Here is a 15,648-nt window from a genome sequence, read left to right on the forward strand (position 1 = left end):
GGAGCCCGTGGTGATCCAGGGGCTGAAGGTGCGCGCGTTGCTGGCTGATCTGCTCGCTCACGAGGGCCGACCGGTCCCTGCGGACCGGCTGATCGACGACCTCTGGGGTTCACAGCTTCCGGGCAACCCATCCGGCACGCTGTCGGCCAAGGTCTCGCAGCTGCGCCGTGCGTTCGAGGACGCCGAGCCGGGCAGCCGTGCGCTCGTCTGCTCCGGTCCGGCCGGCTACTCGCTCACCGTCGACAAGGCGTCGTACGACGCGCTCACCTTCGCGGAGCGGGTCGACAGCGGGCGGCTGGACGAGGCGCTCGCCCTGTGGCGCGGTCCGGCGTACGCCGACTTCGCGGACGAGGCGTTCGTCGAGACGGCGGTGGCCAGGCTGACTGAACAGCGCCTGGCTGTGCTGGAGCGTGCTGATGTCCCGGTAGATGAGCTGTCTGCACTGCTGACCGAACACCCGCTGCGCGAGGGTCTCCGGGCCGCTCACATGCGCGCTTTGTACCGAGCGGGGCGACAGAGCGAGGCGCTGGAGAGTTTCGAGGAGCTGCGCCAGCTGCTCCTCGATGAGCTCGGTCTCGACCCGAGTCCGCCGCTGGTGGCGCTGCAGCAGTCGATCCTCGCGCAGGAGCTGCCGCAGGCCCGCAGCAATCTCCCTGCCCAGTTGTCCGAGCTCATCGGCCGCAGCGACGCTCTAGGAGCGCTGGACGCCGAGCTGACGACCTCACGACTCGTCACCCTCACGGGGCCAGGTGGAGTCGGCAAGACCCGGCTGGCCCTGGCGTCGGCGTCCGCGGTGGCTGACCGGTTCGCGGACGGCGTCCTGTTCGTCGAGCTGGCTGCCGTGACGCCGGCCGCGCTGTCCGTGCGGGACTCGTTGACCGACGCCGTCCAGGCTGCGTTGGACCTCAGAGACAGCGGTGGGCCGACGGCCACGTCCGTCGAGCGGCTGGCCGCAGTGATGGGCTCACGGCTGCTGGTGCTCGACAACTGTGAGCAGGTGGTTGCTGAGGTTGCTGACCTGGCCGACAGCTTGCTGGCGGCGGCTCCCGGGCTGCGCGTGCTGGCGACCAGCCGTGAGCCGCTCAACCTGGCCGGCGAGGTGGTGTGGACCGTGCCGCCGCTGGAAGTGCCAACTGCGGCGTCCGAGTTCGACGACGTCGCCCACAGCAGCGCTGTGCAACTCTTCGTCGCGCGGGCGGCTCGTGACTTCCTACTGACCACAGAGAACGCTGCAGACGTGTCTGTGCTGTGTCGACGCCTCGACGGCATTCCGCTCGCGCTGGAGCTCGCCGCGACCAGAGTGCGTGCGCTGGGTATTCGCGGTCTCGTGACCAGACTGGACGACCGCTTCCGGTTGCTCGCGACCGGCCATCGCGGAGCCGCGCCACGACAGCAGACACTCCAGGCGATGATCGACTGGAGCTGGGAGCTGCTCAGCCCGGAGGAGCAGGTCGTCCTGCGCCGCCTCGCCGTCCACGCCGACGGTTGCACAGCAGAGGCTGCGGCGGCCGTCTGTCAGGACCCGGACGTTGTAGACGTTCTGGTGCGACTTGTCGACAGGTCGCTTGTTGTCGCCATGCACGGCGCGGACGGCCCGCGCTACCGGCTTCTGGAGTCAGTAGCGGCGTACTGCATCGAAAAGGCTGCAGATGAGCTCGAGGAGCTGAAGCAGCGGCATCTGGAGTACTACGTAACGCTGGCCGAGTCAGCGCGGCTGCTCGGTGCTGAGCAAGGGCACTGGCTGCGGCAGCTCGACGCGGAGACCGCGAACCTGCGGACGGCGCTGGACCGCGCAGTGGTGACCGGACAAACCGACCTGGCCGAGAGACTCGTCGATGCGCTGGCCTGGTACTGGTACCTCCGAGGCCGGACGCCGGAGGCAGTGCGCTCCCTGGACGCCGTACCGGAGTCGCCACGGGCAGGTGCGTGGCGGACTGGCTTCCTCTACCTGCAGGCCGATGAGCGGGCGAGCGCCGAGCGTGAGCGTTGGCAGGAGACGGCTGATGCGCGCGGGCAGTGGTGGATCGCCTTCACCAGTAGCGATATGGGCGAGCTCGCAGCGGCCCAGGTGTTGCTGGAGCGCGCGCTGAAGAGCTTCGAGGCGGACGGCGATACGTGGGGTGCTGCAGCGGCGTTGACGGCCCGAGCGCAGCATCAGCACGTTCGGTCCGACTTGGCTGCGTTGCGGGCGGACGCCAGCGAGAGCGTGCGGCTCTTCAAGTCGGTGGGGGACCGGTGGGGCATGCTGCAGGCCACCACCTGGCTTGGCGCCGCAGCCGAGCTAGAGGGCAATTTCGACGAGGCTGCGCGCATGCACCGCGAGGGCGTGCAGATCGGGGAGGAGCTCGGGCTGTGGCCGGAAGTGGCAGGCGCCCTCGGCATGCTGGGCTGGACGCAGGTCCGCCAGGGCGACTACGTCGGTGCCCGCGCCCACGGTGAACGTGCGCTACGGTTGTCGGTCGAGCAGGGCCAGCGGCCGCTCCAGGCGCTCGCCGAGATCGTGCTTGCGTTCGCGGCTCGGCGTACTGGCGACTTGGTCGAGGCCGAGCACCGCCTGCGCACTCTGCTCGCCGCAGCCCGGACACAGCCCGAAGCAGTGCTCTATCTGTCGATGGTGCTGCAAGAGCTGGGCTTCGTCCTGCAGCTCAAGGGCGAGCCCGATGCGGCGCTCAAGCTGCACATGGAGGCTTTCGAGGTCGCCGCTGGCCACGACTCGGTCCGCAGCATGTGCTGGGCGCTGGAGGCCATAGCTGCCTGCCTGCCGGACAAGAGCGTCGCAGCGCAGCTCCTCGGCTCCGCGGCCGCCACTCGCGCCGCAGGCGAGCATCTGATCGCGTCAACCGAGGTGGAGGACTTGGAGCGCGCAGTCGAGGCGGTGCGCGACGCGCTCGGGTCGGAGCGCTATGACGACGGTGTCGCGGCCGGCGGTTTGCTGGCGCCACAGCAGGCTTTCGATCTAATCCAACAGTAGATGTTCTGTGTTTGAGATTATTTTGAGCACAGCGTAGTTTGGAGTCATGGACTACGGCCACGACCTCGTTTTCGGCACCTTCCTGACCCCGGCCATCGACGACCCCGCCCGCGTGATCGCGCTCGCGCAGCTCACCGAGCAGGTCGGCCTGGATCTGGTCAGCTTCCAGGACCACCCGTACCAGCCGCGGCTGATGGACGCCTGGACGCTGCTGTCGGTCGTCGCCGCCCAGACCCAGCGCATCAAGGTCGCCACGAACGTCGCCAACCTCCCGCTCCGGCATCCGGTAGTCCTGGCCCGCAGCGTCGCCACCCTCGACCTGATCAGCGGCGGCCGGGTCGAGCTCGGCCTCGGCGCGGGCGGTTTCCTGGACGCCGTCGCGGCGAACGCCGGTCCGCGGCTGACAACCGGCCAGAGCATCACCGCACTGGAAGAGGCCATCGCGGTCATCCGCGCGGTCTGGGAGCCGACCGGCGGCGGCATCCGGCTCCCAGGCGCGCACTACCCGGTCTCCGGTGCGAAGCGCGGCCCGCAGCCCGCCCATGACGTAGAGATCTGGCTAGGCGCCTACAAGCCCCGCATGCTCGCAATCACCGGCCGGCTCGCCGACGGCTGGCTGCCGAGCAGCCCGTACGCCAAACCCGAAGACCTGACCGCAATGAACAAGTTGATCGACGAAGCCGCAGTGGACGCCGGACGCGACCCAGCCGACGTACGACGGCTCTACAACGTGTCTGGCCGGTTCGCTGGCAGCGGTGGGTTCCTGCAAGGGCCGGAGGCGCTGTGGATCGACCAGCTCACCGAGCTGACGCTCAACGAAGGAATGAGCACCTACATCCTCAGCTCGGACGACCCGACCGACATCCGGCGTTTCGCCGAGGTGGCCGAGGGAGTGCGCGAAGCGGTGCAGTCGGCCCGCAGTGGAGCTCCAACGACGGTGGCCCCGCAGTCTGCCGGTTTCGGCGTCGTACCGACGCCACCTCCCGCTGTACGCCGAAGCGCCGTACAGCTCATCGATGAGTCCGAGCGGCCGACCGGACCGGCGCTGGACCCGTCGCGCACGTACACGCCACAGCAGCTGTCTTCCGGGCAGCACCTGATCGACGTACACGACCACCTGCGCGCAGAGCTCGAGCAGATCCACGATCTGGTCGAGCAGGTCGCGGCGGGCTCGCTCGGTGTCGGACAGGCGCGTTCACACATCAGCACGATGACGATGCGCCAGAACAACTGGACGCTCGGCACGTACTGCGAGTCGTACTGCCGCCTGGTCACCTCACACCACTCGCTGGAGGACGCCATGCTCTTCCCGCGGCTGCGGCGGGCGGACCCGGAACTTGCTCCGGTCGTCAACCGCTTGCAGGAGGAGCACCTCGTCATCCACGACGTTCTGGAGCGTGTGGACCAGGCGCTGGTCGCCCTGGTTGACGGAAGCGGTGACATCACCGGACTGCGTGCTGCGGTCGATCTGCTCGACGACACCCTGCTCTCGCACCTGTCGTACGAGGAGCGTGAGCTGGTCGAGCCGCTGGCGCGGCTCGGCCTGACGTAGCGGCTACTTCGCCTCGCCGAGCAGCGAAGCGAGGATGTCCAGCAGGCGCAGTGTCGGCGCCTCGCTGAGGACCCGCGCGGCGGAGGTCGGCGGCTCCTGCATCAGCCGGACCTGCAGCAGTTTGAAGTCGCGGACGTTCGCCGGGTTGACCAGATCGCGGTGCACGGCCGACAGGAACTCCGCGCCGGCGGCCGCGTTCGTGTAGGTCATCCGGATGAAGCTGTCGCTGACCGGGTAGAGGAACGGCCGCTTCAGGTGCAGCAGCTTCGACTTCTTCGCCTGGCCGAAGCCGCGGTGCCCGGAGAACTTCTCGTCCAGCGCCATCGCCGCCTCGAACAGCTCGCTGCCCGGCGCGGCGTCCTCCAGCCTGGCGTCGACCGGAACGGCCGCGAACTCCTTGTCCGCCTCGACCTCGAGCAGCCAGGGGATGTCCAGTGCGCGCAGGTCGGAGCCGATCACCATCGTCCGCGCCAGATCCTCCAGCGTTACCTGGTTCGGGTCCGAGCCGCCGATCAGCGTCTGCCCCGGCAGTCCGTCGTAGTACCGCAGTACGGCGCCGTTGGTCTCGGCATACAGCCGCAACTGCGCGATCGCCTCGTCGACGACGATCTTCCGAGTACCGATGTTCATGGCCACACCCTCACACTCTTTGTGGCAGACCCGCCAGCATTCCTCACAGTGTTCCCGCAGATCGTAGGCGACCGGACGCTCACCCACACCCCAGGGTCACTTCCCGTTATCCACAATCGGTAACCATCGGCCGCGTCACCGAAGTTCGCTGATCAGCGCCCGGGTCGCGGCGAGGGTTTCGTCGGGGTGCGTCAGCTGCACGTTGTGGTCCGCGCCGGGGAAGCTGCGCAGCGTCGCGCCGAGCGCCTCGGCAAGGCGCGTGTGCGCCTGAGTGATGGCGGCGCCGGGTTTGCGGTCGGCCGTGACGAGAACGCTGGGAAGCGGTTTCGGGGCGATCTTCGCCGAGAGCGCGGCGAGGCCGGTGACGGCTCGATCCAGCTGCGCGATGTCCAGATTGGCGGTGCGGTCGAAGACCGCCTGACAGTCGGGCCGGAGGTCGCGGCCGCGGGTGCTGCGGGCGACACTCGAGCGCAGCACGGCCGCGAGCAGGCCGCGGGCGACCGGGACCTTGGCCAGCGCGGCCAGCACCTGGGTCATGCGTTCGATCCGGCCGCAGAGCGTGGGGTCGTTGATCGGCGTCGGATCCAGCAGCACCAAGCCGGCGACGTTCTCGGGGTGCGCCTGCGCGAGCAGCACCGCGACGGCGCCGCCGAGGCTCTGACCGACGACGACCGCGGGCCCGAGGCCGACCTCGGTGATCAGCGCATTCAGGTGCGCGGGAGCGTCGGCGAGAGCGCCGGGAAGCATGGACGTCCCGGTCCCGGGCCGGTCGTGCACGATGACGCGGCAGCCGGGATCGGCCACGAGGCCCTCGACGAGCCCGGGGAAGAAGCCGAGCGCGGACTCGGCGCCACCGGGCACGAGCAGAACCGGTGGGCCAGACGTGCCGTGGACTTCGAGGTTGTCGATGGGCATGGGCGCTCCGATCGGCAGTATTGTTGCTATAAGCGTTCAAATATTGTTGCACAATCCATGGGAGGGCCTGACCGTGGTCGGGGTGCCGGAGCGGGTCGCGGAGGCGTTGCGGGGTGAGCTGCTGGACGGCGTACATCCGGTCGGGACGCGGTTTCGCGAGGCGGAGCTGGCCGAGCGGTTCGACGTCGGGCGGCACACGATCCGGGCCGGGCTGCGGCTGCTCGTCGAGCGCGGCCTCGTCGTCCACGAGCGGCATCGGGGCGCGGTTGTCGCGGCCCTGAGCCGGGAGCGGATCGACGAGATCTTCGACTACCGCAAGGTGCTCGAGCTCGGCGCGCTGCGGACGGCGCTGGCCGCGGGGGCGGATCTGGGTCCCGTGCTCGTCGAGGTCGAGCGGCTCGAGGCGCTGGCGACTCGGGAGCCGCGGCCGTCGTGGCGAGAGCTGACCGGTGTGCACAGCGCCATCCACCGCGCGATCGTCGCCGCGGCCGGCAATCGGCGGCTGCTGGACAGCTATCGGCACTGCGAGGACGAAGTCCGGCTGCTGCTCACGTTCGTCCGGCCGGACTTCGACGCGGCCCGGCTCGCCGCCGTCCATCGCGAGCTGGTCGAGAAGCTGCAGCAGGGCGGCGAGGCTGCCGTGGCGGCGCTCGCGGCCGATATCGACCAGGCCGGCCGGGCGGCGCTGCTGACCGCGTTGCAGCGCGCCGAGGAGAGCGCTCGGCTACTCGGTCACTGACGAGAAGCTTGTCGAATCTGTCGAATATCGATAGATTTGAATCGTTGCTCGTTAGGAGGGGTGATGGGGAAAGTTGCTGTGCTCGCGTTGCGAGTGGTGTTGGTGATCGCGCTGGCCGGATCGTTGCTGGTGCAGACCGTGCTGGTTCCGCTGATCTGGGCCGATCTCGACGAGGCGCCCGCGGGCGTGCGGGTTCCGCTCGTCGTCATCGTCGTGCTGGGCATCGTCACGCTGCAGGTGACGGCGGTCTGTATCTGGCGGCTGCTGACGATGGTTCGGCGGGGGACGGTCTTCTCGAACGGCGCGTTCCGGTACGTCGACGTCGTGATCGGCGCGATCGGCGTCGCGTCGGTGCTCGCCTTCGCGCTGGCCGTCGTGCTGGCGCCGGGCGAGGCCGTCGCGCCAGGGGTGGTCGGTCTGATCTGCGGGCTGTCGCTCGTGATCGCCGGCGTCGCGCTGGTGGTGTTCGTGATGCGGCTGCTGCTGGTGCAGGCGGTGGCGAGAGACGTCGAGGCGCAGGAGCTGCAGGCTGAGCTCGACGAGGTGATCTGATGCCGATCGTGGTCGACGTCGACGTGATGCTGGCCAAGCGGAAGATGGCCGTTGGCGTGCTCGCGGAGCGCGTCGGTATCTCCCCGGCGAACCTGGCAGTGCTGAAGAACGGGCGCGCGAAGGCCGTCCGGTTCAGCACTCTGGCCGCGCTCTGCGAAGTGCTCGAATGCCAGCCTGGAGACCTGCTGCGCTTCGAGCCGGACTAATTGGGTTGCGGCGCTGCTGATCATGGAGACATGACTACGACGATCGAGATGTTGCTGACGAAACCGGTTGCCGACGTGGCGGCTCGGTTCCAGCAGCAGACCGGCCGTCGGTGGGGGTCGAGCCGCTTCCGCTTGTGATCGAGGTGGTGGTGGCCGGCGTGCTCGCCGGGTACGGCATCGCCGTTCCGGTCGGAGCCGTCGGCACCTATCTGGTCGGGCTGAGCGCGCGGAGTTCGTTACGGGTCGGAGCTGCCGCGGCGCTCGGGATCGCATCGGCTGACGGAATCTACGCGCTCGTCGCGGCCGTGGCCGGTTCCGCCTTGGCGCCAGTGCTGGCGCCGATTGTGGAGCCGCTGCGCTGGGCCTCCGTGGCGGTCCTGGTGGGCCTCGCGGCGGTTGCGGCGATCAGCGGCGTACGGCGGTATCGGGCCGGCCGGTTGACCGGGCTTCAGCAGGAGCCGCCGATGCGCGCGCGGACGGCGTACGTCGGGATGCTCGGTATGACTCTGCTCAACCCGATGACGGTGATCTACTTCGCCGCCTTGGTGCTGGGCGGGACGGGCGACGATCCGGGCGCGGTCGAGCGGATGGTGTTCGTGGTGGCGGCCTTTCTGGCGTCGGCGAGCTGGCAGCTGTTGCTGGCCGGCGGAGGCGCGCTGCTCGGACGGGTCCTGACCGGGCGGCTCGGCCGGCTGATCACCGCGTTGGCGTCGAGTGCGGTGATCGTCGTCCTCGCGGTGCGATTGGTTGTCTAGGGCAACTGTCTGGCGACGGCTCCGGCCGGGTTGAGGAACAGTAGGACAGGTGGGGCGGTGTTGGGCAGGATGTCGGCGTACGTCCGCAGCTGCGGGGCGTAGTAGGCGACGCGACTGTCCAGCGCCGCCTCGGGGACGGCGTCGGTCTTGTAGTCGACGACGGTGAGACGGCCGTCGTCCTCGCGGTAGATGAGGTCGACGAAACCTTCGAGGACGGTGCCATCGGGCTGGACGGCGCCGACGTACGACTCCCGCCAGTGCTCCCGCGCGGCGGCTCGCTGCACGACCTCCGAGCCGAGCGCGGAGCGGACTAGGGCCGTCACGACACCGGCGTACTCGAGAACCCCCTCGGCCAGGCACTGCGTCGCGACGGCAGGCTCCAGACCCGCGCCGGTCGTCAGGTCGACGACTTGGAGGACGCCGTGGACGGCGCGACCGATCGCCGTCCCGTAGCGGCCCTTCGACCACGGCGGCAGCTCGAGGTCGCGAGCGGCCTTCGCCGTCCCGGGCTCGGTCTCCGCGCCCAGGGCGAGCGCCGGCGCGGTGCCCTCCAGGCCGGAGGCGCTCTGGGCCGAGGGACGGCGACTGGCCTTGCGGGCGCCTTCGATCTGCTCGTCCCATTGTTTGCGGCTTATCGGCGGGCTCACGTCGGACGTCGCTCGCGGGTCGCGCGCCGGGGGCGGCGGGCCGTCGAACAGCGTCGCGGTCGAGGCCTCGGCGGCATCGGCCGAGGCGAGCAGCTCGGCGTTGCTGGAATGCCGCCTGGTGCCGGAGCGGTGCAGGGAGACCACGAGGTGGTCGCGCGCGCGGGTGGCGGCGACGTACAGCAGGCGGCGGCGCTCGAAATCGTCCATCTGCTCGTCGACGGGCTGGACGAGGTCGAAGTCCTCGGTCTGGACGGAGGACTTGAGCTTCACCGCGTAGCCGCCGTCCGGCGGCCAGAGGACCTGGACGCCGCGCTGCCGGTTCGGGGCGGCGGTCATCCCGGACAGGATCACGATCGGGAACTCCAGGCCTTTCGCGGCATGGATCGTCATCACCCGGACGGCGTCGGCGTCGGTCTCGGGCAGCACCGCCTCGGCGACGCGGGAGGCCTCCTCACCTTGATGCGCGGCCCAGGCGAGGTAGGCGCGCAGACCGCCGTGCTCGACCTCGGACCAGGCGCGGGCCTGATCGACGACGAACCGGACGCGGCGCCAGGCGTCCCGAGCGCGCGGGCCGATCGCAGCGACCTCGAGCATCCGGCGGTCGGCGACGATCTTGGCCAGGACCTCGCTCGGCGTCTGCCAGCGCGCGGCGTAATACGCGCGCCGGAGCCACTCCATCGCCTCGCCGACCGGATGGGCCAGCAGGCCGTCGGGGACCGGCGCGGTCAGCGTGAAGCTGCCGCCCGACCGCTTCCAGGTGAAGAGATCGTCGTCGCCGCAGCCGAACAGCGCTGAGCGCAAGGTGGTGACGAGCGCGAGCTGGTCGCTCGGATCGCCGAGCGCGCGGGCGCAGGCGAGCAGGTCACGCACCTCGGCGGTCTGATAGACGAGCGAGCTGGCCTCCGCGCGGTACGGGATGTCGGCCCGATCGAGTGCGTCTTCGAGGAACGGCAGCGACGTCCGCGCCGGAACCAGGACGGCGATATCGCCCGCCGCGGCCGGCCGCCAGGTCTTGCGCCGTTCGTCGTGGACGAGCCAGCCCTCGCGGAGCGCCTGGTCAATGACCGCCGCGACATCGGTCGCCTCCCGCTCACGCAGGACGGACGCCTGGGCCCTCGGCAGATCGTCGTGCGGGGTCGCGCCGAGAATGCTGACCGCCGGACCGGAGACCGCCTCGTCGTACGACGGCGCGGGGGCGGGCGCCGGTTCGTCGTCGGGACGCCGGAACTGCAGGAGCTGACCGAGGCCGTCACCCGCCGGCGGCTCAGGCTCGGGCTCTGGTTCGTCGGAGATGAAGTCGAAGAGGGTGAGCTCCTCGCCGTCGGCCGGGACGACCTCCGGCTCGGGAGCTTTGGCGGGGGTTTCGCGATGCGGCGTCAGCGGATGGTAGGTCGGCTGGGCGGCGTCCTGCGGCTGGATGAGGGCGCTGAAGACGTGGTTGATCCAGGCCAGGACAGGTGGGACGGTCCGGAAGTTGGTGGTCAGGGTGACGGTCTCGCCGAGCAGCTCCTGGGCGGTCAGGTAGGTCGCGATGTTGGCGCGGCGGAAGCGGTAGATGGACTGCTTGGGGTCGCCGACGACGAACAGCCGCCCGTCGGGGACGTCGATGTCGTGCCAGTCCGGGGCGCCGCCGTCCGCGCCCGCGGCGATCCGGACGGCGAGCTCGATCTGGATCGGGTCGGTGTCCTGGAACTCGTCCAGCAACAGGCGCTCGAACCGGTCGGACAGCGCCGAGCGGACCGACGTCTCCCGCCGCAGCAGGTCGCGCGCCAGCACCAGCAGGTCGTGGAACTCCAGCCGGCCGTCCCGTCGCCGGACCTCGGCCGACTCCAGCACCCGCTCCGCGACCCAGCGGGAAAGATGCCGGAGGCAAGCATCGAGGAGCAGCTCGACGAGCGAACCGGCGACGTCCACGACGGCGGTACAGTCCGACCGGACCTTGGCGATATCGGGCCAGTTCTCCTTGCGGCCGATCCGGCCGATCTTCAGCCCGCGCAGCGTTTGCAGCACCGCGAGCTGGGTCTCCTGATCGGTCGCGGTCTCCAGCATCAGCCCGAGCTCGCGGATCTGCCGCAGCTTCGGCAGCAGCCGGTCCTCGGCGTCCGAGCAGGACTCGGCCAAGCCGCCGAGCTGCGCGGCCGCGGCGGTCAGACCGGTCAGATCCGGCATCGCGACCAGCTCCGGCGGCGCCACCAGCACGCGCTCGCCGATCAGGTCCCAGTCGTTGCCGAACAGGCGCGCCAGCGAGCGCAGGTGTTTCAGCTCGACGCCGACCGCCATCGCCAGCAGCAGCGGCTCGGCGATCGCCTCGTCGTCCAGCAGCTGCTGCTGCAGCTCGGCCCAGCGCTCCTCGAAGGCGACCGACGAACCGACCTCGTCGAGGACGTCGATCAGCGGCGGCAAACCGGCCTCGATCGGATGCGCGAGCAGCAGCTGCTGCGCGAACGCGTGCAGCGTCCCGATGGACGCCGAGTCCAGATCGTCGAGCGCCTCGTCGGCCAGCGGCCCGGCCGGCCCCTTCCGCGCCTTCTCGAACTCGACTCGCAAACGGTCCCGCAGCTCGGCGCCGGCCTTCTCGGTGAAGGTCACCGCCGCGATCGTCCGCAGCGGCACGCCATCGCGCAGCACCAGCGTCGTCACCCGGTCGACGAGCGCATGCGTCTTCCCCGAGCCCGCGCCGGCCTCGACGAACAGCGTCGTCTCGGTATCCGTCCGGATCCGCTCCCGGGCCGGACCGTCGAGCAGCTGCTCACTCATCGCCGGCCTCCTCGTACACCGCAGGGTCGATCAATCGGACCAGCCGCTCCAACGTCGGATCCTGCCGCTTGCGCTCCCATCGCGCGCGGACCTCGCTGTGGCCGATCCCGTCCGGATTGCAGTACGGGCACTGCACCCAGAGAAAGTCCGGGATCTCGGGCGCCTTGGGCGGAAAGAGCCCACCGGCGATCGACGACACGATCACGTCCAGCGTCTCGACGTAACGCGCCTCGACCTCGGCGGTCAGCGGGACCGGGATCCGCTTCCCGCCGCGCCGGACGAACCAGTACGACGCTTCGACCGGCGTATCGGCCGCGCCGAGCCGGGCCCGCGCGGCGTACGCGTAGACGGGTAGCTGCAGTTTCGTACCGGCGGCGACCGGATCGGCCTCGATCCCCTCGTACCGCGAGAAGCCGCCGGTCTTCACGTCGGTCACGTAGATCGTGCCGTCGCGGCCGAGGTCGACCTTGTCGGCCGAGCCGCGCAGCAGCACCCGCCCGGACGGCACCGGAATCTCTACCGGCGGCTCGCCGTCGAACCCGAAACGCAGCTCACTCGCGACCACCGACGCCTCCCGCTCGGACCGCCAGCGGTCGTCATCGCTCAGCAGAACCATCAGATCGCCGAGGATGCGCAGCCGCTCACGCTGCCACAGCCGGGGATGGCCGGTCAGCCCCTCCGCCTCGAAACGGTCGGCCAGCTCGGCCCCGATCGCGAGCAGCAGCTGCCGTTGCTCCGCCGGCCAGGCCGCGCCGTACGCCGGGAGCGCACCGGCCAGCCGGCTGACGAACGCATCCAGACTGTCGTGGATCAGGTTGCCGACCTGGATCGGCGAGATGACGAGCAGATCCTCCGGGGCCTCCAACGGCTCGACCTGGAGCAGCCGCTCGACGAAGTACGCGTGCGGGCAGCTCGCGTAGGCCTCCAGGGACGTCGGCGACGCGACCCGATCCTCGACGGCGTACTGCGGGAGGCCGGGCACGCCGGACAGGTCGCCGTCGAAGCGCGTGAACGCCGGACTGCCGCGGCCGCGCAGCAGCTCACGAGCGCGAACCAGCACCCGGTCGCTCAGCCACAACCCGGCCGCCGCCGACCGCACCTGCCACTCCTGCTCACTCGCCGGCATGGTTGCCGTCGTCAACGAGCCGGCGTACGACGCCGAGGTCCGTAGGCGATCGCCGTACGCGCCCTGCTCCCAGGCGGTGGCGGCCAGGGCATGGTCGCCGCTCAGGGAGCGGAGCGAGCCGAGCAGCCAGCGGGTCGGCAGCCGCCGCGACGAACGGCGTAGGTCGCCACGGGGGAACGAAGCGACCACCTTGCGCGCGCCGGCCGCGAACGCGACCAACAGGTGTCGCTGCTTCTCGTCGAGCCGGTCGCGGAAGGAGGCCAGCTCCGGCGCGGCGGCCTCGCGGACCCGGTGCGGGAGCAGCGCATCCTCGTGGACGCGCCCGGGATAGAGGTCCTCCGACAGGCCGACGACGTACACGATGTCGGCCGCCAGCCCGACGCTCGCGGACAGCGGCGCGACCAGCACGCCCGTCCCGAACGTGCCGACCCGGGGGAGCGACTGCTGCAGCTCCAGCTCCAGGACGTCGCGCAGCACTGCGAGACTCGCCGGCGTACCGAGCTCATCCAGCGTTGAGAGGCCGCGTAGCGACCCCTCGACGGCAGCAGCGGCGTACTGCTCCTCGATCGGCAGCGACGAGTAGTCACCGAGCAGCTCCTGGAAGAGCTGCAGAACCGCGCTGGCAAGCTCGGACCAGCTCTCCAGCCCGGTCAGCGCGGTCAGCCGACGCCGTAGCTCAGACGCGAACGCATGCAGCCGCTCGGCCTTCTCTGCGTTGTACTGCGCGCGCCGCATCGCTGCAGGGCGCGGATCCTCCGCCGCCTCCTCCTGCTGGGCCGTGCGGCGCTCGGACTGCGCGTAGAGGGCGAGCCGACTCTCCCAGTCGTCACCACGCACCACACCGGCCGCCCGGGACATCCGCTCCCACTGCGGGACGGGGATGCGCTCACCGGTGAAGTCACGCGTCGGTGCGTTCGACAGGGCGCGGAAGACATCGGCGCGCGGCAGGTCCTGATCGACGAGGGCGAGCACCTCCAGCAGCGTCCGCGCGATGGCTCGCTCGTGCACCGGGCGCGTCCCCGGGCCGTTGACCGCGATCCCCGCGGCCGAGAGGTGCTCGTGCAGCAGCCGCGCGTACGGCGTGATCGACGAATAGAGGACCGCGATCCGGTGCGCCGACGTCCGCTCGAGCGCGGCGACGACCTCGCGCACCACGCAGCGGATCTCGTCGTCGGCGTCGGAGGCGTTGAGGATTTCGGTCGCGACCGGATAGTTCCGCGAGATCGAGGGCGGCAGGTCGAGACCGATCCGCTCCAGCGACCGCCGGACGGCGCGATCGGCCCGCCGGACGTCGGTCAGCCCGACGATCACGGTGAGGTCGGCCGCGGCGGCGCCCAGCGCCCGGACGAACGCGGCCTCGGCCTGGGTGAGCTCCTGCGGCAGGTAGAGCACCAACGCGCCGAGCTCACCGACGATCGCCGGCTCGGCCTCGACCCGGGCCGCGGCGGCGCGCAGCAGGTCGGTCTCGTCGTACCACTCACCGGTCAGATCGCCGGTCAGCTGACGATGCAGCCGGACCAGATCGGGACCGAGGACGGACGCCGAGGCCACCTTGTCGAGCGCGGACTCGGACAGATCGCGCAGCTCCCGATGGGCCGAGGCAAGCGCTTGGATGGTCGAGGGGTGGTCGGCGACCTCGTGGAAGATCCCCGGCGCCTTCGACAGCGCCGTCCGCCAGCTCGCGGCCACGATCGGCCGGGTCGCGGGCCGCCGGGGCGCGAGCAGCCCGGCCGCCAGCTGCTCGGCGAGCCGCTCCAAGGTGGCCGGGAAAAGCCCCGCGATCGCGGTCTTCGCGAGGTGCCGGCGGGCGACGACGCCGGCCAGGTTGTTCGGCAGCAGCAGGGTGACCGGGGCCATCGGGTCGCCGGCTTTCAGCCGCTGCACGACGGCCTGCAGACGATCGAGCGCGGCCGCGCCGTACGCCGTGCTCTCGATCCGGGTGCTGCTCACGAAAACCCCCGATCCTCAACTGTCACCGCAGACGGTAGACCCTGCCACGGACAAGTTCGGAAATCCCCTCCAACAGGCGCGAAACGCCAAGGTTTCTGCGGGGGTCGGACGAGCTGGTGACAATGAGGAGATGACCAGGCAGACGACGTTCGCGAGGGTGTTGCTCGTGGCCGTTTTCGCGCCGTCCGGCGGGCTGTCGGGGAAGGCGGTCGCCGAAGCCGCGCAGGGCCGCTCCTGGTGGCCCTGGCTGCTCGCGGCGCTGGTCTGGCTGCTCGTCACGGGGACCGTGGCGACGGCGGTGTCGAGCCGGTTCGACGAGCACAGATAATGCTCCGATGGTCGCCGCCGTGCATCACGTCGAACTCTGGGTTCCGGAGCTGTCCCGTGCCGTCCGCAGCTGGGGCTGGGTGCTGAACCGGCTGGGCTGGAAGGACGGCGACGGCTGGCCGGGCGGTATGACCTGGATCGCGCCCGACGGCAGCTATCTGGTGGCCGAACAGAGCCCGGCGATGTCGGCCGCCGACCACGACCGGCTCCGCCCCGGCCTGAACCACCTGGCCCTGAATGTCGCCGGCCGCGCCGAGCTGGACGCGATCGTCGTCGAGGCGCCGGCCCACGGCTGGACGCTGATGTTCGCCGACCGGCACCCGTACGCCGGCGGGCCGCAGCATTACGCCGCGTTCCTGCACAACGACGACGGCTACGAACTGGAGCTCGTGGCCCCCTGACTGATGCGTGAGACTACTGATGCCTGGAGTGACGACAGTGGCTGCTGGTGTGACATGGTTGTCCCAGGCGGTAGGTGTCGCGGGGCAGAGGTGGAAGGACGGTGCTCGTGACGGAGAAGC

12 protein-coding genes are annotated in these 15,648 nt (G+C 70.4%); 8 read left to right on the plus strand and 4 right to left on the minus strand.

The window, feature by feature from the left end; all coding sequences use genetic code 11:
- Positions 1-10: 10 nt before the first annotated feature.
- Both ACZ6ZD_RS31375 and ACZ6ZD_RS31380 read left to right on the plus strand, forming a co-directional pair.
- Positions 11-2,971 (plus strand): AfsR/SARP family transcriptional regulator, encoded by a 2,961-nt coding sequence (locus tag ACZ6ZD_RS31375; RefSeq protein WP_465677548.1) that lies wholly within the window; start codon positions 11-13, stop codon positions 2,969-2,971.
- Between the two features lie 46 nt (positions 2,972-3,017).
- Complete coding sequence (locus ACZ6ZD_RS31380) at positions 3,018-4,523, plus strand: LLM class flavin-dependent oxidoreductase (RefSeq protein ID WP_465677549.1); 1,506 nt, start codon at positions 3,018-3,020, stop codon at positions 4,521-4,523.
- 3 nt (positions 4,524-4,526) lie between these two features.
- Here the strand turns inward: ACZ6ZD_RS31380 and ACZ6ZD_RS31385 are convergent, their stop codons facing one another.
- Positions 4,527-5,153 carry a DUF6308 family protein gene (locus ACZ6ZD_RS31385; protein ID WP_465677550.1) on the minus strand — a complete coding sequence of 209 codons (627 nt, stop codon included), beginning with the start codon at positions 5,151-5,153 and terminating at the stop codon, positions 4,527-4,529.
- A gap of 135 nt (positions 5,154-5,288) precedes the next feature.
- Complete coding sequence (locus ACZ6ZD_RS31390; RefSeq protein WP_465677551.1) at positions 5,289-6,068, minus strand: alpha/beta fold hydrolase; 780 nt, start codon at positions 6,066-6,068, stop codon at positions 5,289-5,291.
- On the opposite strand from ACZ6ZD_RS31390, the gene ACZ6ZD_RS31395 reads away from it, so the two are divergent.
- The 4 genes from ACZ6ZD_RS31395 to ACZ6ZD_RS31410 all read left to right on the plus strand — a co-directional run bounded on the left by ACZ6ZD_RS31395 (position 6,067) and on the right by ACZ6ZD_RS31410 (position 8,320).
- Positions 6,067-6,807: a GntR family transcriptional regulator gene (locus ACZ6ZD_RS31395; protein WP_465677552.1), complete on the plus strand. Its 741-nt coding sequence runs from the start codon at positions 6,067-6,069 to the stop codon at positions 6,805-6,807. The genes ACZ6ZD_RS31390 and ACZ6ZD_RS31395 overlap by 2 nt on opposite strands.
- Before the next feature lie 63 nt (positions 6,808-6,870).
- A complete protein-coding gene (locus ACZ6ZD_RS31400) occupies positions 6,871-7,359 on the plus strand; it encodes a DUF2975 domain-containing protein (RefSeq protein WP_465677553.1) in 489 nt (162 codons plus the stop codon).
- The gene (locus tag ACZ6ZD_RS31405) at positions 7,359-7,565 is read left to right on the plus strand and encodes a helix-turn-helix domain-containing protein (RefSeq protein ID WP_465677554.1); all 207 of its coding nucleotides are present in this window, start codon (positions 7,359-7,361) and stop codon (positions 7,563-7,565) included. Before ACZ6ZD_RS31400 ends, ACZ6ZD_RS31405 begins: the two co-directional genes overlap by 1 nt.
- Positions 7,566-7,699: 134 nt before the next feature.
- On the plus strand, positions 7,700-8,320 hold the full coding sequence (locus ACZ6ZD_RS31410; RefSeq protein ID WP_465677555.1) for a LysE family transporter: 621 nt from the start codon (positions 7,700-7,702) through the stop codon (positions 8,318-8,320).
- On the opposite strand, the gene ACZ6ZD_RS31415 is transcribed toward ACZ6ZD_RS31410, so the two are convergent.
- Both ACZ6ZD_RS31415 and ACZ6ZD_RS31420 read right to left on the minus strand, forming a co-directional pair.
- Positions 8,317-11,724: a UvrD-helicase domain-containing protein gene (locus ACZ6ZD_RS31415; protein ID WP_465677556.1), complete on the minus strand. Its 3,408-nt coding sequence runs from the start codon at positions 11,722-11,724 to the stop codon at positions 8,317-8,319. The two genes, ACZ6ZD_RS31410 and ACZ6ZD_RS31415, sit on opposite strands and share 4 nt — an antisense overlap.
- The gene (locus tag ACZ6ZD_RS31420; protein WP_465677557.1) at positions 11,717-14,800 is read right to left on the minus strand and encodes a PD-(D/E)XK nuclease family protein; all 3,084 of its coding nucleotides are present in this window, start codon (positions 14,798-14,800) and stop codon (positions 11,717-11,719) included. The genes ACZ6ZD_RS31415 and ACZ6ZD_RS31420 overlap by 8 nt, the downstream gene beginning before the upstream one ends.
- 130 nt (positions 14,801-14,930) lie before the next feature.
- Here ACZ6ZD_RS31420 and ACZ6ZD_RS31425 point away from each other — a divergent pair, with 130 nt between their 5' ends.
- The gene (locus tag ACZ6ZD_RS31425) at positions 14,931-15,128 is read left to right on the plus strand and encodes a hypothetical protein (protein ID WP_465677558.1); all 198 of its coding nucleotides are present in this window, start codon (positions 14,931-14,933) and stop codon (positions 15,126-15,128) included.
- A gap of 7 nt (positions 15,129-15,135) precedes the next feature.
- On the plus strand, positions 15,136-15,528 hold the full coding sequence (locus ACZ6ZD_RS31430) for a VOC family protein (RefSeq protein WP_465677559.1): 393 nt from the start codon (positions 15,136-15,138) through the stop codon (positions 15,526-15,528).
- Positions 15,529-15,648: the final 120 nt, after the last annotated feature.

It is taken from the genome of Kribbella sp. NPDC104218, from assembly GCF_055584105.1.